Origin of the sequence: Paracoccus chinensis (genome assembly GCF_900102885.1) — a bacterium.
Classification (GTDB): domain Bacteria; phylum Pseudomonadota; class Alphaproteobacteria; order Rhodobacterales; family Rhodobacteraceae; genus Paracoccus; species Paracoccus chinensis.
Window position 1 is genome coordinate 1 of sequence record NZ_FNGE01000034.1, and the last position, 15,182, is coordinate 15,182.

Annotated in this window: 12 protein-coding genes and 2 pseudogenes; 8 read left to right on the plus strand and 6 right to left on the minus strand. The window is 67.9% G+C overall.

Going from position 1 to position 15,182, the window contains the following annotated elements:
- Positions 1 to 248: pseudogene (locus BLQ03_RS18465) on the minus strand (imidazolonepropionase); the annotation flags it as partial.
- A 91-nt stretch (positions 249 to 339) separates the two neighbouring features.
- On the opposite strand from BLQ03_RS18465, the gene BLQ03_RS16835 reads away from it, so the two are divergent.
- Positions 340 to 1,710 (plus strand): formimidoylglutamate deiminase, encoded by a 1,371-nt coding sequence (locus BLQ03_RS16835; protein WP_090757462.1) that lies wholly within the window; start codon positions 340 to 342, stop codon positions 1,708 to 1,710.
- Between the two features lie 20 nt (positions 1,711 to 1,730).
- Here BLQ03_RS16835 and BLQ03_RS16840 read toward each other — a convergent pair whose 3' ends face one another.
- On the minus strand, positions 1,731 to 2,426 hold the full coding sequence (locus BLQ03_RS16840) for a histidine utilization transcriptional repressor HutC (protein WP_090757463.1): 696 nt from the start codon (positions 2,424 to 2,426) through the stop codon (positions 1,731 to 1,733).
- Between the two features lie 146 nt (positions 2,427 to 2,572).
- Here BLQ03_RS16840 and BLQ03_RS16845 point away from each other — a divergent pair, with 146 nt between their 5' ends.
- Genes BLQ03_RS16845 through BLQ03_RS16860 form a run of 4 tightly spaced genes read left to right on the plus strand, consistent with a single transcriptional unit; the run spans position 2,573 to position 7,091 of the window.
- The gene (locus BLQ03_RS16845; protein ID WP_090757464.1) at positions 2,573 to 3,529 is read left to right on the plus strand and encodes an ABC transporter permease; all 957 of its coding nucleotides are present in this window, start codon (positions 2,573 to 2,575) and stop codon (positions 3,527 to 3,529) included.
- Positions 3,530 to 3,533: 4 nt separating this feature from the next.
- Complete coding sequence (locus BLQ03_RS16850) at positions 3,534 to 4,391, plus strand: ABC transporter permease (RefSeq protein WP_342672031.1); 858 nt, start codon at positions 3,534 to 3,536, stop codon at positions 4,389 to 4,391.
- Positions 4,392 to 4,395: 4 nt separating this feature from the next.
- Entirely contained in the window at positions 4,396 to 6,051 is a 1,656-nt protein-coding gene (locus tag BLQ03_RS16855; protein ID WP_090757465.1) for an ABC transporter ATP-binding protein, read from the plus strand.
- Complete coding sequence (locus tag BLQ03_RS16860; protein ID WP_090757466.1) at positions 6,048 to 7,091, plus strand: succinylglutamate desuccinylase/aspartoacylase domain-containing protein; 1,044 nt, start codon at positions 6,048 to 6,050, stop codon at positions 7,089 to 7,091. Before BLQ03_RS16855 ends, BLQ03_RS16860 begins: the two co-directional genes overlap by 4 nt.
- 21 nt (positions 7,092 to 7,112) lie before the next feature.
- Here BLQ03_RS16860 and BLQ03_RS16865 read toward each other — a convergent pair whose 3' ends face one another.
- The 3 genes from BLQ03_RS16865 to BLQ03_RS16875 all read right to left on the minus strand — a co-directional run bounded on the left by BLQ03_RS16865 (position 7,113) and on the right by BLQ03_RS16875 (position 10,337).
- On the minus strand, positions 7,113 to 8,282 hold the full coding sequence (locus BLQ03_RS16865; RefSeq protein ID WP_090757467.1) for a 2Fe-2S iron-sulfur cluster-binding protein: 1,170 nt from the start codon (positions 8,280 to 8,282) through the stop codon (positions 7,113 to 7,115).
- A 2-nt stretch (positions 8,283 to 8,284) separates the two neighbouring features.
- Positions 8,285 to 9,325, minus strand: coding sequence for an aromatic ring-hydroxylating dioxygenase subunit alpha (locus tag BLQ03_RS16870; RefSeq protein WP_090757468.1), 1,041 nt, complete (start codon positions 9,323 to 9,325; stop codon positions 8,285 to 8,287).
- Between the two features lie 82 nt (positions 9,326 to 9,407).
- Positions 9,408 to 10,337 (minus strand): LysR substrate-binding domain-containing protein, encoded by a 930-nt coding sequence (locus BLQ03_RS16875; protein ID WP_175558935.1) that lies wholly within the window; start codon positions 10,335 to 10,337, stop codon positions 9,408 to 9,410.
- A 170-nt stretch (positions 10,338 to 10,507) separates the two neighbouring features.
- Between BLQ03_RS16875 and BLQ03_RS16880 the strand changes: the two genes are divergently transcribed.
- The 3 genes from BLQ03_RS16880 (at position 10,508) to BLQ03_RS16890 (ending at position 14,643) form a co-directional block, all read left to right on the plus strand.
- Complete coding sequence (locus tag BLQ03_RS16880) at positions 10,508 to 12,067, plus strand: ABC transporter substrate-binding protein (protein ID WP_175558936.1); 1,560 nt, start codon at positions 10,508 to 10,510, stop codon at positions 12,065 to 12,067.
- A gap of 61 nt (positions 12,068 to 12,128) precedes the next feature.
- Positions 12,129 to 13,514 carry an FAD-binding oxidoreductase gene (locus tag BLQ03_RS16885; RefSeq protein WP_090757471.1) on the plus strand — a complete coding sequence of 462 codons (1,386 nt, stop codon included), beginning with the start codon at positions 12,129 to 12,131 and terminating at the stop codon, positions 13,512 to 13,514.
- A gap of 16 nt (positions 13,515 to 13,530) precedes the next feature.
- Positions 13,531 to 14,643 (plus strand): aminotransferase class I/II-fold pyridoxal phosphate-dependent enzyme, encoded by a 1,113-nt coding sequence (locus tag BLQ03_RS16890; RefSeq protein ID WP_090757472.1) that lies wholly within the window; start codon positions 13,531 to 13,533, stop codon positions 14,641 to 14,643.
- Between the two features lie 142 nt (positions 14,644 to 14,785).
- Here the strand turns inward: BLQ03_RS16890 and BLQ03_RS16895 are convergent.
- Positions 14,786 to 15,182 (minus strand): annotated as a pseudogene (locus tag BLQ03_RS16895) (hypothetical protein); the annotation flags it as partial.

Here is a 15,182-nt window from a genome sequence, read left to right on the forward strand (position 1 = left end):
TCGAACTCGCGCGCGCGGTCGCCGCCGAAGACCAGGTGCGTGTGGCAGTCGATCAGCGCGGGCGTGACCAGGCGGCCGCCCATGTCCTCGCCCTCCGCCTGGCCCTCGCCCTCGCCCTCGCCCAGGGCGGCGATGCGGCCGTCCTCGATCCGCAGCCACCCGCGCTCGATCAAGCCGTAACCCTCGCCTGTCAGCGTCACGAGGCGGGCGTTGGCAAGGGTGAGGGCGGAGGGAGGGGGGGCCGACATGAGACCTCGCGATTCGGGCTTGCGTTGGCTTGTTTATGTCTGCACATAATGCCGCCTGTCAACGGGGCGCATCAACAGGCGGGAACGGGCAATGCCGGCGATATGGGCAAGACGGGCGCTGCTGCCCGCGGGATGGGAAACGCAGGTCGCGGTCTTCGTCGGAGAGGACGGGCGCATCGCCGCGGTCGAGCGCGGCACGGCCCCGCCCCCCGGCGCCACCGTGGTCGAGACCCTGCTGCCCGCGCCCGCCAACCTTCACAGCCATGCCTTTCAGCGGGCGATGGCGGGGCTGACCGAACGGCGCGGTCCCGATCCGAAGGACAGCTTCTGGACCTGGCGGCGGCTGATGTATCGCTTCCTCGACCAACTGACCCCCGAGGACATCGAAGCCATCGCCGCCTTCGTGCAGATGGAGATGCTGGAGGCGGGCTATGCCACCAGCGTCGAATTCCACTACCTGCACCACGACAGCGGCGGGCGGCCCTATGCCGACCTGGCCGAGATGTCGGGCCGGATCGCGGCGGCAGCCGCGCAGACGGGCATCGGCCTGACGCTGCTGCCGGTGCTGTATCAATGGGGCGGGCTCGACCGCCGGGCGCTGGTGTCCGGGCAGGACCGCTTCGGCAATACGCCCGAGCGCTTCGCCCGCCTTGTCGAGGGCGCGCAGGGCCATGTGGCGCGGCTCGGGGCGGACAGCCGCATCGGCATCGCCCCCCACAGCCTGCGCGCGGTGGACGGGGACGGGCTTGCGGCCGCGCAGGCGCTGGCGGGGGACGGCCCGATTCACATGCACCTGGCCGAGCAGACCGCCGAGGTGGACGAGGTTCTGGCCACCACCGGCCGCCGTCCGGTCGAATGGCTGCTGGAAAACCTGGCCGTCGATCAACGCTGGTGCCTGATCCACGCGACCCAGATGACGCCCGGTGAAACCGTGGCCCTTGCCCGCAGCGGCGCGGTGGCGGGGCTGTGCCCGATCACCGAAAGCAGCCTGGGCGACGGCATCTTCGACGGCGTGCGCTGGACGGATGCGGGCGGCGCCTTCGGCATCGGGTCCGACAGCAACATCCGAATCGCGCTGTCCGAGGAACTGCGGACGCTCGACTATTCGCAGCGGCTGCGCGACCGTTCGCGCGCAGCGCTGGCCAGTGCCGACCGTTCGACCGGCCGCGTGCTGTTCGAGGGCGCGGCCAGGGGCGGCGCACAGGCGTCGGGGCGCGCGGCGGGCGCCATCGAGCTGGGGCTCTGGGCCGATCTCATGGCGCTTGGCGACCTGGGTCCCGACGGTGTCGGACGCGAGAAGGACACCCTGCTCGACACCTGGATCTTCGCCAGGGACGATCGCGACGTGACCGACACCTGGTCGGCCGGGCGCCACCTCGTCGCGGAGGGCCGACACATCCGCCGCGCGCCGATCACCGCGGCCTACACCCGCACCCTGCAGCGGCTGAGGCAGGCGATATAGCCCGGACCCTGGCATGCGGTTCAATAGCGCGTCGTCATCCTGTAGCCGCGGTGGTAAAGCAGCCGGACGAAGGTGACGGACTGTCCCTGCCAGAAGGTCTGCCTTTCGATCTGGAACAGCGAATCGCCGGGGGCGCAGCCCAGATGCTGGGCCTGTTCCTGGGTGGCCGGGCTGGCTGAAAAGCTGACCTCGACGTTGGAAAAGGGCACCTGCCGGACCAGCCATTCGTTCGGCCCGGTCGCCCCGAAATCGGCGATGCGGGCGCCGGGCGTCGCCTTGAGATTGATCCAGCGGTCCTCGAACTGGTAAGGCTGGCCGTCGGCGAAATGGACGCAGGTCACATGGCGCAGCTGCGTGTCGGCATCAAGGTTCAGCCGCGCGCGCAGCCAGTCAGGCGCCTTCAGGATATCCGAGCGCACCAGCGCATAACGGTATTCCGCGCCCTGTTCCTCGATCTCGTTGCGCACCAGCGGGATGTCCAGGCGCATCTGCCGCAACGGCAGCAGGCGGACCCGGGTGCCCGCCTTCCGCTTGCGCTCGACCAGGCCGTCCTCGACCAGTTCGCGCATGGCGCGGTTGATGGTGGCACGGGCCGAGCCGTATTCCTGCGCCAAATCCGTCTCGTTCGGCACCAAGCTGCCAGGCGGCCATTCGCCGCCGGTGATGCGGCGCAGCATGTCGGCCTTGATCTCGCGATAGCTGTTGGTCGCGACCATGGGACTCCTTTCCAGCATTTTGCCGCCGATGCCGCGTCCAGCGCCGACTTGCGGGCCCCTCCTGAAATCGGCACTGGACGCGGCGTGCATAGATTGTGATTATAGCTATGCATAACGGGTCAAAGTCCAGACAAATGGCAGCTAAGATGTCCCCAATATCCAAGCTCATTCTGCGGCGGCTGGCGATCGGGGCACTGACGCTGCTGATCGTATCGGCCATCATCTTCTGGGCAATCGAGCTTTTGCCCGGCGATATCGCAACTGAGGTCCTTGGCCAGTCGGCAACCCCGGAAACCCTCGCCGCTTTCCGCGAGCGATTCGGCCTGAACGATCCTGCCCTTGTCCGCTACATCAACTGGCTGGGCGGGGCGCTGACCGGGGACCTAGGGCTGTCGATGGCGAACCAGCGCCCGATCTCGCAACTGCTGGGCGACCGGTCCTTCAACACCTTCTTCCTGGCCGGCTATGCCGCGCTGATCGCCATTCCCCTGGCGGTGGGGCTGGGGATCGTGGCGGCGCTTTACCGCGGGTCCTGGCTGGACCGCTTCATCTCCTCCTCGACGCTGGCGGTGATCTCGTTTCCCGAATATTTCGTGGCCTATATCCTGATCCTGATCTTCGCGGTTCATCTGCAGTGGTTTCCCAGCTTGGCCGCGGTCGCGCCCGGCATGGACCTGACGCAGCGGCTGTATGTGACCTTCCTGCCCGCGCTGACGATGGTGCTGATCGTCATGGCGCACATGATGCGGATGACGCGGGCGGCGATCGTGAACCTGCTGGCGCTGCCCTATGTCGAGATGGCCCATCTGAAGGGGATCAGGCGGCGCCGGGTGATCACGGTCCATGCCCTGCCCAATGCCGTCGCCCCGATCGCCACCGTGATCGCGCTGAACCTGGCCTATCTGATCGTGGGCGTGGTGCTGGTCGAGGTGGTGTTCGTCTATCCGGGCCTGGGCCAGCTTCTGGTGGACAGCGTCGCCAAGCGCGACATCACCGTCGTGCAGGCCGCCTGCCTGATCTTTGCCGCAACCTATATTCTGCTGAACCTGGCGGCGGACATCATCGGCATCGTTTCCAACCCGCGCCTGCTGCATCCGAGGTAAGCCCGTGACGCGCTATCTGTCCCTTCTGCGCACCGCCCCCCTTTCGGCCCAGCTCGCGATGGCGCTGATCGCGGTCTATGCCGTCACCGCGCTGTTCGCCCCCTGGCTTGCTCCCTATCCCGAATCCCAGATCGTCGGCTCGAAATACCTGCCTTGGGCCTCGCCGCACTGGCTGGGGACCGATGCCCTGGGGCGGGACGTACTGTCGCGGCTGATCTACGGGGCGCGCAACACCGTGGGCATCGCGCTGGTGACGACGGTGCTGGCTTTCCTGCTGGGCACGACGACGGGGCTTCTGGCCGCGACGGTGGGGGGCTGGTTCGACGCCCTCAGCTCGCGCGTGGTGGACGTGCTGATGGCGATTCCCTCGCTGATCTTCGCGCTGCTGATCCTGACGATCACAGGCACCTCGGTCGTCGCGCTGGTGCTGGTCATCGCGGTGCTGGACAGCACCCGCGTGTTCCGGCTGTCGCGGGCGGTGGCGCAGGGCATCCTGACCATGGACTATATCGAGGTCGCGCGGATGCGGGGCGAGGGCCTGGGCTGGATCATCCGGCGCGAGGTGCTGCCCAACGCGGCCGCCCCCCTGATCGCCGAGTTCGGGCTGCGCTTCTGCTTCGTCTTCCTGTTCATCTCGGCGCTCAGCTTCCTCGGTCTCGGATTGCAGCCGCCGACGGCGGACTGGGGCTCGATGGTGCGCGAAAGCGCCAAGCTGATCTCGTTTGCCAATTTCTCGAGCTGGCAGGCCGCGACCTTCGGGCTGGCGCCGCTGCTGCCGGCCGGGGCCATCGCCATCCTGACGGTTGCGGTGAACATGGTGGTGGACTGGGTGCTGCATGTCTCGAGCGGGTTGAAGGACTAGGATCATGGACGGACTTCTTGAGATCCAGGACCTGAGGATCGAGGGGCGCGCCCAGGACGGCTGGCGCGAAATCGTCAAGGGCGTCGATCTGACCGTCGCCAAGGGCGAGATCGTCGGCCTGATCGGCGAAAGCGGCGCCGGCAAGTCGACGCTGGGGCTGGCCGCGATGGGCCATGTCAAGCCGGGCCTGCGGATCGCGGGCGGCTCGATCCGCTTCGACGGGCAGGAACTGATCGGCGCGCGGGAATCGGCGCTGCGCGACCTGCGGGGGCGGCGCATCGCCTATGTCGCGCAATCCTCGGCCGCGGCCTTCAACCCGGCCTGGCGGTTGATCGACCAGCATTGCGAAGGCCCGGTGCAGCATCGCGTCATGTCCCGCGCCCAGGCCGGGGACGAGGCGGTGAAGCTGTATCGCGAGATGCGCCTGCCCGACCCCGAGCAGATCGGCTTCCGCTATCCCCACCAGGTCTCGGGCGGCCAGTTGCAGCGGGCGATGACCGCGATGGCGATGGCCTGCCGGCCCGACCTCATCATCTTCGACGAACCGACCACCGCGCTGGACGTGACCACCCAGATCGAGGTGCTCGCCGCGATCCGCGACGCGGTGCGCGATCACGACACCGCCGCGATCTACATCACCCACGATCTGGCCGTGGTCGCGCAGATGGCCGACCGGGTGAAGGTGCTGCTGAAGGGGACCGAGGTCGAAGAGGCCCCCACGCGCGAGATGCTCGCGCATCCGCGCGAGGACTATACCCGTTCGCTGTGGGCAGTGCGCGAGTTCCGCCCCAGCCCCCGCGCGCCCGTCACGGACCCCCGGCCGATCCTGCGGATCGAGAACGTCTCGGCCAGCTATGGCGCGCTGCCGGTGCTGCAGGACGTGTCCTTCAGCGTGCCGCGCGGGCGCACCGTCGCGGTCGTGGGCGAAAGCGGGTCGGGCAAATCGACGACGGCGCGCGTCATCATGGGACTGCTCGCGCCCACGCAGGGGCGGGTGGTCTTCGAGGGCCAGCCCCTGGTGGCGCACAGCCGCCGGCGACCGCGCGATTTGCAGCGGCGGGTGCAGATGATCCACCAGATGGCCGACACCGCGCTGAACCCCTGGCACCGGGTCCGCGACGTGATCGGCCGGCCGCTGGAGTTCTTCCTTGGCCTGCGCGGCGCGGCGAAAGAGGCGCGCATCCGCGAGCTGCTGGCGGAAATCGAGCTTGAGCCGGCGCAGTTCATCGACCGGCTGCCGGGCGAGCTTTCGGGTGGGCAGAAGCAGCGCCTGTGCATCGCCCGCGCGCTGGCGGCCAACCCCGACTTCATCATCTGCGACGAGGTGACGAGCGCGCTGGACCAGATCGTCGCCGAAGGCATCCTGCGCCTCTTGGACCGGCTGCAGCGCGACAAGGGGCTGAGCTATCTGTTCATCACCCACGACCTTGCGACCGTGCGGTCCATCGCCGACGAGGTGGTGGTGATGCAGAAGGGCAAGGTGGTCGAGCAGGGCCCCAAGGACCGGATGTTCGCGCCGCCCCACCATCCCTATACCGAGCTGCTGCTGTCCTCGGTGCCGGAAATGGACCCGGACTGGCTGACCCGGCTGCTGGAACAGCGGCGCCACGGCGCCAGCGGCGAAGGGGCCGGCGAAGGCGCAAGGGGGAACGCCGCATGATCCGGTACGACACCGTCGCCTGCGCGCTGGACCTGGACGCGCCGGGCAAGTCCTGGGGCTGGGTGGAACTGGACCATTCCGACAACGACCGGGATTATTCCGTAATCCGCAGCCCCCTGGGCGTGATCCGTGGCGGCGCCGGCCCGGCCGCGCTGATCACGGGCGGCAATCACGGCGACGAATACGAGGGGCAGATCATCGCCCGCCGCCTGTTCGAGATGCTGGAACCCGCCGATGTTCCCGGCGGCCTGATCCTGATGCCCGCGCTGAACATGCCGGCGGTTCTGGCCGCGCGGCGGGTTTCGCCGCTGGACCAGGGCAACATGAACCGTTCCTTTCCGGGCGCGACGGGGGCGGGACCGACGCGGGCGCTGGCGGGCTTCGTCACCGCCCATCTGATGCCGCGCGCAGGGCTGGTGATCGACCTCCATTCGGGGGGGACGAACGCCGATTACATCGACTGCGCCTATCTGACGCTGACGGGCGACGCGCAGACGGACCGCCGCAACCGGACGCTGGCCGAGACCTTCGGCCTGCCCTGGACGGTCGTGGTCCCGCCCGGCAATACTGGAGGGGATCTCGATTCCGCCGCCCATGCGGCCGGTTGCGCCATGTTTTCCTGTGAACTCGGGGGCGGGGGGCGGGTGTCGCGCGCCTCGCTGGAGGCGGGCTGGCAAGGGGTTCTACGGCTGCTGGCAGCCCAGGGCGTGATCGGCGCCGAGGTCGCGCGCAGGCTGGGCGCCGGAACAGCGCCGCCGACGCGCTTTGCCGATCTGGGCGCAGGCAGTGGCCATGTGACGGTGATGCGCCAGGCGCTGGCCGAGCCGCTGGTCGCCTTGGGGGACCGGGTCGCGGAAGGACAGCCGCTGGCGATCCTGCGCGACCTTTTCGACCTGGACCTGCCGCCGCAGGAACTGGCCGCCCCGGTCGCGGGCGTGATCCTGGTCGCGCGGCGCAACGCGCTGGTCCGGCCGGGGGACCACCTGTTCACCGTCGGGCCCGAACTGGACGCGGCGGCGGTCGAACGGATGCCGGGCTGACGGATCCGCCCGGCTCCCTTCTCAGATTTCCAGCACCACCCGGCCCACGGGGCGCGAACAGCAGATCAGCACCTGTCCTGCGGGCGGCGGGTCCAGGGGTTCGCTGGTGTATTCCACCGCGCCCTCGCGGATCGTGCAGCGGCAGGTATTGCAGATCCCCTCGCGGCAACTGAACTCGGGGGTCAGCCCTGCGGCCTCAGCCAGTTCGAGGATGGACCCCGCGGCGGCGTCCCATGCGGCGGTGACACCCGCGCGGGCAAAGACCACCTGATCGCCCTCGACTGCTGCGGCTGGGACGGCAGCCTGCGGGGCCGAGGACAGGCGCGGCGGGGCTTCGGGAACGGCGCGGGCGTCGGGGTCGGTCAGGAACTCCAGCCTCGCCAGCGATCTCGGCGCATGGGCGGGGACATGGGTGGGCCTGACGCGCGGCGCCTCGGGTTCGGCCGCCAGCGCCGCCAGCGAGCCGCCCTTGCCGAAGAACTCATAGGCGATGCGCTCGGGCGCGATGCCCAGGCCCGTCAGCAGCCGCCACATCGCCACCATGAAGGGCGTCGGCCCGCACAGATAGACCTGATAGTCGTCCAGCGGCAGCAGAGACTGCAGCAAGGCCCGGTCCACCACGCCTTCGGCGTCGAACCGGCCGGCGGCGCGGTCCGCGTCCGTGGGGGTGCGATAGACGTGGCGCACCGTGATGCGCCCCTCGGAAGCCGCCGCCAGCGCCGCGACCTCGTCCCGCATCGCATGGACGTCGCCGTTCTCGGAGGCGTGGACGAAGAAGGCGCGCCGGTCGGTCGCCGCCAGCCGGTGCAGCATCGACAGCAGCGGCGTCACCCCCACCCCGCCCGCCACCAGCAGGACCGGGCGGGTGCTGTCCTCGTCCAGGTGGAAGGCGCCGCGGGGGGCGGCGATCTCGATCTCGTCGCCTTCCGCCACGCGGTCGTGCAGCCAGACGGAACCCAGCGACTCGCGCTTGACGGTGATGCGGTGACAGTCGGGCGCATCCACCGCGCAGGACAGCGAATAGGTCCGCAGCACCGTCCCGCCCTCGGCCGGGACGCGCAGGGTCAGGTATTGCCCCGGCCGCGCCTCCCACAGCGGCCCGCCGTCGGCGGGCGCCAGGTGGAACGAGGTGATGACGCTGCTTTCCGGCACCTTGCGGACCACCCGGAAACGGCGGAAGGCCTCGGCCATCGTCAGGCTCTCATTTTTTCATCGACCATCTGCTCTTCGGCGATCATCGCCTCGAGCTGGCGGCGGAAGCGCAGCTGGCCCGCGTCGATCGACAGGTCGATATGGGGCGAAGTCTTGTGGGTCATGCCGACCTGGACTTCCTCCAGCACGGCCTTGTCCTCGGAAAAGGCGTTGCGGACGTCGTGGGCCATCATCTTCGACAATTCGGCGTCCTGCGGGCGGACGTTGCGCAGCTGGAACCAGTAATAGCGCGTCTCGCGCTCGTTCACGGGGGTCATGAAGTTGTAGCTGTCCATGACGAAGGTCCGCTCGTCCAGCGTGCCGTCCGGCCCGCCGGTGCCCGCGGGGGTGAAGACCGCGCGGATCAGCGCGTGCGCCGGATAGCGCACCTCGTAATGCTGCAGGCGGTCGCAGTTGCCCTCGAACTCGACGATCTTCTTGTAGAAGGGGGCGGGCTCGACGTTCATCATCCAGCGGTGGACAATGACGCCATTGTCCGTGCGCGTCACCTTCAGCGGCGTGTCCTTGGTCGCGGCCTGGGCGAAGCTGCCCTCATGGACCCAGGCGACGTGGGTGGGGTCCAGAAGGTTGTCGCACATCAGAAGGTAGTTGCAGGCCAGCTCCATCGCGTCGCCCGAGTTGATGCCCCAGTCGGGGCTGTCGAAGTTCGGGATGTCGATGATGTCGTCGGCATCGGCGATGGCCGCGTTGCCCATCCAGATCCAGACCAGACCGTATTTTTCGTGGATCGGATAGGGGCGGACCTTGGCGGCGGAAGGAATGCGGCCCCCGCCGGGCGCCCAGACACATTGCCCCGCGCAGTCGAAGGTCAGTCCGTGATAGCCGCATTCCACGTTGTCGCCCTTGATGCGGCCCTTGGACAGCGGCAGCTTGCGATGGGGGCAGGCGTCCTCCAGCGCGATCACCTCGCCCTGACTGTTGCGGAAGACGCAGATCTTTTCGCCCAGGACGACGACCTGCTTGAGGCTGGCGTCGATCTCGTGGCTCCAGGCGGCGACATACCAGGCGTTCTTCAGAAACACGGCGGCACCCTTTCGTGGCTGAGTTGCTGCTTATGTATAGCCAAAACCACGCCGCAACAGCGCAGAAGAAGCGCCTGATTGTTTAGCTGGCCTTAACGTTTTCACCCCGCAGGGCCTTGGTCTCAAGCATCATCCAGTCCAGGAACTTGCGCGCGGGCATCCGCCCCAGGGTCATCGGACCCCAGCAGATCACGTAAGGATCGGGCATCTGCAGCCTTCTGTGCGAAAGCCGCAGCAGCCGGCCCGATTGCAGGTCCGAGGCGACGAAGGAAGCCTGCGCCAGAACCGCCCCCTGCCCGGCTGCCGCCGCCTCCAGCGCAAGGCCGGACAGCGAATGGACGGCGACAGGGCGGACCGGGCCTGGAGAGACGCCCTCGGCGGCGAACCAGTTGCCCCATCGTGGCACCGCCGAATAGGCAAGGCCCCAGTCGATATCGATCAGCGGCAGGCGAGCCAGCGCGGCGGGGTCGCGGGCCTCGGGATGGCGCTCCAGATATTCGGGCGAGCAGACCGGAAAGCAGTGGTCGGTGAACAGCACGCGGGAATGCGCGTAAGGCTGGGCCGCCTTCCCATAGGTCAGGCGAAAGCTCTGTTCCAGTGTGCGGGGGTCGGATTCCTGATGGGTCGCCACGATGCGAATCGGGATTTCCCCCGCTGCCGCCCGGAACCTGTGAAGGATCGGGTTGAGCCATTTCTGCAGCAGCGTCGGCAGGCCTGATATCGTCAGCTCGTCGTTCAGCCGGTGACTGACGATATAGTCCTGCGCCAGAAGCAGGCGCTCGAATCCTTGCGAGATCAGGTCGTGATAGGACCGCGCCGCCGGGGTCAGCATGGCCCGGCGGCCGTCCTTGACGAACAGCGGCAGACCCACATGCGACTCCAGCAGCTTGAGTTGCTGGCTGATTGCGCCCGGGGTGACCCCCAGCGCCCGCGCGGCGCTGTTGACCGAGCCCAGCCTGCCGAAAGCCTCGAACGCCTGCAGCGCGCGCAGCGGCGGAAGCGCCGTATTCACGTGATCGGTTCTCCTCTGTTCCGGGGTACAGTTTAGCGTATCTGACAGATAGGCCAACCAAACTGATTTGTGAGGTCGGCCATATGGCCGTAGTTCTTAAGTCTAGACATAAAAATACCGCCACCGCCTTGCCGGCCCAGGCGTCTTCACCACAGGGAGCACGAAACACGATGGCCTTGCTGACCACCCGACGTTCGCTTCTGCTTGGGGCGGGGGCGATGTCCACCGCCGCCGTGCTGGGGCTGCGGCCCGGCCGCGCCTTGGCGCAGGACGCACACCCCCGCAAGGGCGGCACCTTCCGCCTGGCGGTCGCCGATTTCGACACCGCCGAGACCCTGGACCCTCAGCTCAACGAAAGCCGCTTCATGATGCAGCTGCAATACCAGCTGCGCAACTGCCTGATCGAGGTCGGGCCGGGCGGCAAGCTGGTTCCCGAGCTTGCGACCGAATGGGGCAGCAACGACGACCTGACCGAATGGACCTTCAAGCTGCGCGACGGGGTCGAGTTCCACAGCGGCAAGACCATGGCCGCCGATGACGTGGTCTGGTCGCTGAACCTGCACCGCGGCCCCGACACGGTCTCTGAGACCAAGGCCCTGTTCGAGCCCGTCACCGACATCCAAGCGACCGGCCCGAACGAGGTCCGTATCACGCTGGCCGCGCCGAACTCGGGCTTTCCGTCGCTGTTGAGTATGGTGACGATGCTGATCGTGCCCGCCGAGGACCGTGATTTCGACAAGGGCATCGGCACCGGCGGCTATACGCTGGAAAGCTACGAACCGGGCGTCGGCAGCCGCGTGAAGCGCTTCCCGAATTACTGGAAGGAGGGCCGCGCCCATTTCGACGAGATCGAAGTCAAGTGCATCGCAGATGTGAACGCCCGCATGACCGCGCTGCAGACCGGCCAGGTGGATGCCATCGCCTTCGTGGACACCACGACCGCGGACCTGCTGAAGTCGATGCCCGGGATCAACCTGATCCAGACCAAGGGCAAGCAGCACTACGCCTTCAGCATGAACTGCACCGACCCGCTGTTCGCCAATCCGGACGTGCGCATGGCGATGAAGCTGGCCATCAACCGCCAGGAGATGCTGGACAAGATCCTCTCCGGGTATGGCTCGATCGCCAACGACCAGCCGATCTCGGAAGCCTACCAGTATCACAATCCGAACCTGGTCCAGCATGTCTACGACCCAGAGAAGGCGCGGGCGCTGCTGCAGAAGGCAGGGGCCGAGGGGCTGACGGTGCCGCTGCACGTGGCCGAGGCGCCCTTTGCGGGGGCCACGAACATGGCCCAGCTCTACGCCGAACAGGCGGCGGCGGCCGGCATCACTATCGACGTCAAGCGCGAGCCGGACGATGGCTATTGGTCCGGCATCTGGGGCAAGCGCCCGATGTTCGCGACCAAATGGTCGGGTCGTCCGAACGAGGACGTGATGCTGTCGCTGGCCTACTCGCGCGAAGGTATCGGCAGCTGGAACGAGACCAGTTGGGACAACGAGGCCTTCAATAAGGCCCTGGTCGCCGCCCGCGGCGAGAGGGACGAGGAAAAGCGCAAGCAGCTTTACTGGGAATGCCAGAGCCTGATCGCCGAGGATGGCGGCATGGTCGCCCCAGTCTGGGCCGATTTCCTGGACGCGACCTCGGACAAGGTCACCCATGGCGAACTGGGCAACGACTGGGAACTGGACGGCGCCCGCGCCTCCGAACGCTGGTGGTTCAAGGAGTAGCTTCCCCCGGGCGCGGCGGCAGGGCTCGACGCGCCCCTCTCTCGCACGGAACGATCCCTCCATGACCTCGACCACTCCCGCGACAAGCGCCGCCCTGGTGGGCTTGGCGCCGCATTTCGGCGACCGGCTGCTGACCTCGGCCGCCGTGCGCGACCAGCACGGCGCCGCCGAAAGCTGGCTACCCGCAGCAGCTCCCGACGCCGTGGTGATGGCGCAATCGACCGAGGAGGTGGCGCGCGTGCTGGCGGTCTGCCACGACCATGGCGTCCCGGTGATCCCCTTCGGCGGAGGGTCCTCGATCGAGGGGCAGGTGCTGGCGCCCAAAGGCGGCATCAGCCTGGACGTGTCGGGCATGGACCGCATCCTTGCCATCCATGCCGAGGACATGGACTGCGTGGTCCAGTGCGGCGTCACCCGCCAGCGCCTGAACGAGGAACTGCGGGCCACCGGGCTGTTCTTCCCGGTTGATCTGGGGGCGCAGGCCACCCTAGGGGGAATGGCCTCCACCCGTGCTTCGGGGACGACCACGGTGCGCTATGGCTCGATGCGGGAACTGGTGCTGGGGCTGACGGTGGTGCTGCCCGACGGTCAGGTGATCCGCACCGGCGGACGGGCGCGCAAGTCCGCGGCCGGCTACGACCTGACCCATCTGTTCGTGGGCGCGGAAGGCACGCTGGGGGTCATCACGGAGCTGACGCTGCGGCTGTTCGGCACGCCCGAGGCGGCGCAGTCCCTGCTGTGCAGCTTCCCCGACCTGGATGCCGCCACCGCCTGCGTCGTCGCCGCCCAGCATTGCGGCCTGGGCTTGACCCGGATCGAACTGGCCGACGACCTGCAGATGGCGGCGATCAACGCGTGGTGCGCCGCCGCCTTGCCGGAAACCGCGACGCTATGGGTCGAGATCACGGGATCAGACCCCGCTGTGGGACATGACGTGGCGCTGTTCCAGGACCTGGCCCGCGATGCGGGCGCGACCCGGATCGAACCCGCCGCGACAGCCGAAGATGCCACGCGGCTGTGGCGCATCCGGCACGAGGCGCTTTATGCCAACCGCGCGCTGCGGCCGGGCATCAAGGGCATCTCGACCGACGTCTGCGTGCCGCTGTCACGCCTGCCGGACTGCATCGCCGCCATCAAGACCGAGATCGCAGCAACAGGCCTTGTCGCGCCGCTGATCGGCCATGTCGGGGACGGAAATTTCCACTTGGTCCTGCTGTTCGATCCCGCGGACCCGCAGGAAACCGAGACCGCCCGCACCATCAACCGGCGGCTGGTGGAACTGGCGCTGTCGATGGGTGGCACCTCAACCGGAGAGCACGGCGTGGGCCTGGGCAAGAAAGCCTATATGGAAGCCGAGCATGGTCCCGCGCTGGACCTGATGCGGCGGCTCAAGCGCGCCGTGGACCCACGCGGCATCATGAACCCCGGCAAGATATTCGACCTTTGACGCACGAGGCCCCACAATGTCATCCCAACCCCTGATCCGGCCCGAAGTCGCGGGACTGCCCGACTATAACGCGGGCCTCGCGCTGGACCGGTTCCGCAGCGTCTATGGCATCGACGCGGTGGCCAAACTCGACAGCAATGAAAGCCCGCTGGGGCCGTCGCCCGCGGCGGTGCAGGCGATCCGCGACGCCGCGGCCGGCGTTGGCCGCTATCCTGATGCCAGCGACGAGGCGCTGCGTCAGGGGATCGGGCAGGCGAATGGCGTGGACCCCGACACCGTGATCCTGGGCAACGGCTCCGAGGACCTGATCGGCGCTATCTATCGCGCGGTCCTGCGGCCGGGCGACCGGGTGGTGACGATCTGCCCCAGCTTCGGCCTGCATGAATTCGGGGCCCGGGCCTGCGGTGCGGTGGTGGACAAGGTGTCCTTTCCGCCCGACTGGCGGTTTCCGGCCGATGCGCTGATCGCGGCGCTGGCGCAGCCCGCGCGCATCCTGATCTTTTCCTCGCCCAGCAACCCGGCAGGCCCCGCCGTGCCGCAGGCCGACTTCGCCCAGCTGCTGGCCGCGGTGCCGCAGGGCGCGCTGGTCGTCTTCGACGAGGCTTACCGCGAATACCTGTCCGACGATCTGGCCTTCGACGCCCTTGCAATGCTGCGCGAGGCGGGACACCCATGGGTGTCGCTGCGCACGCTGTCCAAGGCTTATGGCCTTGCGGGGGCGCGGGTCGGCTATGGTATCTGCTCGGACGCCGAGCTGGTGCGGGCGCTGCGCAAGACCCGCAACCCGTTCGCCATCAACGCGCTGGCTGGCGCGGCGGCACTGGCCGCGCTGCAGGATACCGGCCATCTGGCCCGTGTGGTCGCGCTGACCACATCCGAACGCAACCGTGTGGCCCAAGGTCTCCGCGCCACGGGTTATGAGGTCGCGCCCAGCCACGGCAACTTCCTGTTCTTCCGCACGCCCGACCGCGCCGCCGACTTCGCCGAGGCGCTGCGCCGGCAGGGTGTTCTAATCAAGGCCTGGCAGGAAGAGCCCTTCCTGGACTGGGCGCGTGTCACCATCGCCAATCGCAGTGAAAACGATGCCTTTCTGGCCGCGATTCCAGCCGTTCGCAGCGGCGCACGCTAATAGCCATGCCGCAAGGAAGATGACGTGAGATTAGCCTTCCTTTATCCTGCCGGGAATCGAGCAGGAGTTCCGACTTCTATCACACCGAAAGGTTCAAGGACTGGCCTCTCCTCGCAGCCACGGGATTCTTGTAGCGCCTGTGTCACCTGGAGGTAGTTGCATGAATCGCCACCACGTCAGTCGTTCCCTGCAGGCGTCGCCGATTGGCCTCGACAGCCTTCAAGGGTGCGACCTCGTGCATTGCCCTACGTGAACGCTGCGCCAGTTCCTGATACTCACGGGTATTTAGCGTCATCCAAGCAACTTCCCCGGCCGTGACGTCGCGCCGGACCGACGCGGGCGAGCCGGCGAGCAATTGGCGCGGCGCCCCCTTGAAGCCGGCCTTTACGAAGGAGTTCGCGGCGACGATGCTGTCGGGACCAAGAACTGCCCCGTCCATCACCACCTGGCCTGCCCCAATGAGGTGGTCCGTTTCCAATCTTAGTGCATGACGGGTGTCGGTGCTATGCTCGGGGTGGCCGGCGACGCGGTTCCGGGTG

Excerpts from the sequence above, each read along its gene's own strand:
- BLQ03_RS16835 (WP_090757462.1), top strand. The coding sequence starts at position 340 with ATGCCGGCGATATGGGCAAGACGGGCGCTGCTGCCCGCGGGATGGGAA.
- BLQ03_RS16840 (WP_090757463.1), bottom strand. The coding sequence starts at position 2,426 with ATGGTCGCGACCAACAGCTATCGCGAGATCAAGGCCGACATGCTGCGC.
- BLQ03_RS16845 (WP_090757464.1), top strand. The coding sequence starts at position 2,573 with ATGTCCCCAATATCCAAGCTCATTCTGCGGCGGCTGGCGATCGGGGCA.
- BLQ03_RS16855 (WP_090757465.1), top strand. The coding sequence starts at position 4,396 with ATGGACGGACTTCTTGAGATCCAGGACCTGAGGATCGAGGGGCGCGCC.
- BLQ03_RS16860 (WP_090757466.1), top strand. The coding sequence starts at position 6,048 with ATGATCCGGTACGACACCGTCGCCTGCGCGCTGGACCTGGACGCGCCG.
- BLQ03_RS16865 (WP_090757467.1), bottom strand. The coding sequence starts at position 8,282 with ATGGCCGAGGCCTTCCGCCGTTTCCGGGTGGTCCGCAAGGTGCCGGAA.
- BLQ03_RS16880 (WP_175558936.1), top strand. The coding sequence starts at position 10,508 with ATGGCCTTGCTGACCACCCGACGTTCGCTTCTGCTTGGGGCGGGGGCG.
- BLQ03_RS16885 (WP_090757471.1), top strand. The coding sequence starts at position 12,129 with ATGACCTCGACCACTCCCGCGACAAGCGCCGCCCTGGTGGGCTTGGCG.
- BLQ03_RS16890 (WP_090757472.1), top strand. The coding sequence starts at position 13,531 with ATGTCATCCCAACCCCTGATCCGGCCCGAAGTCGCGGGACTGCCCGAC.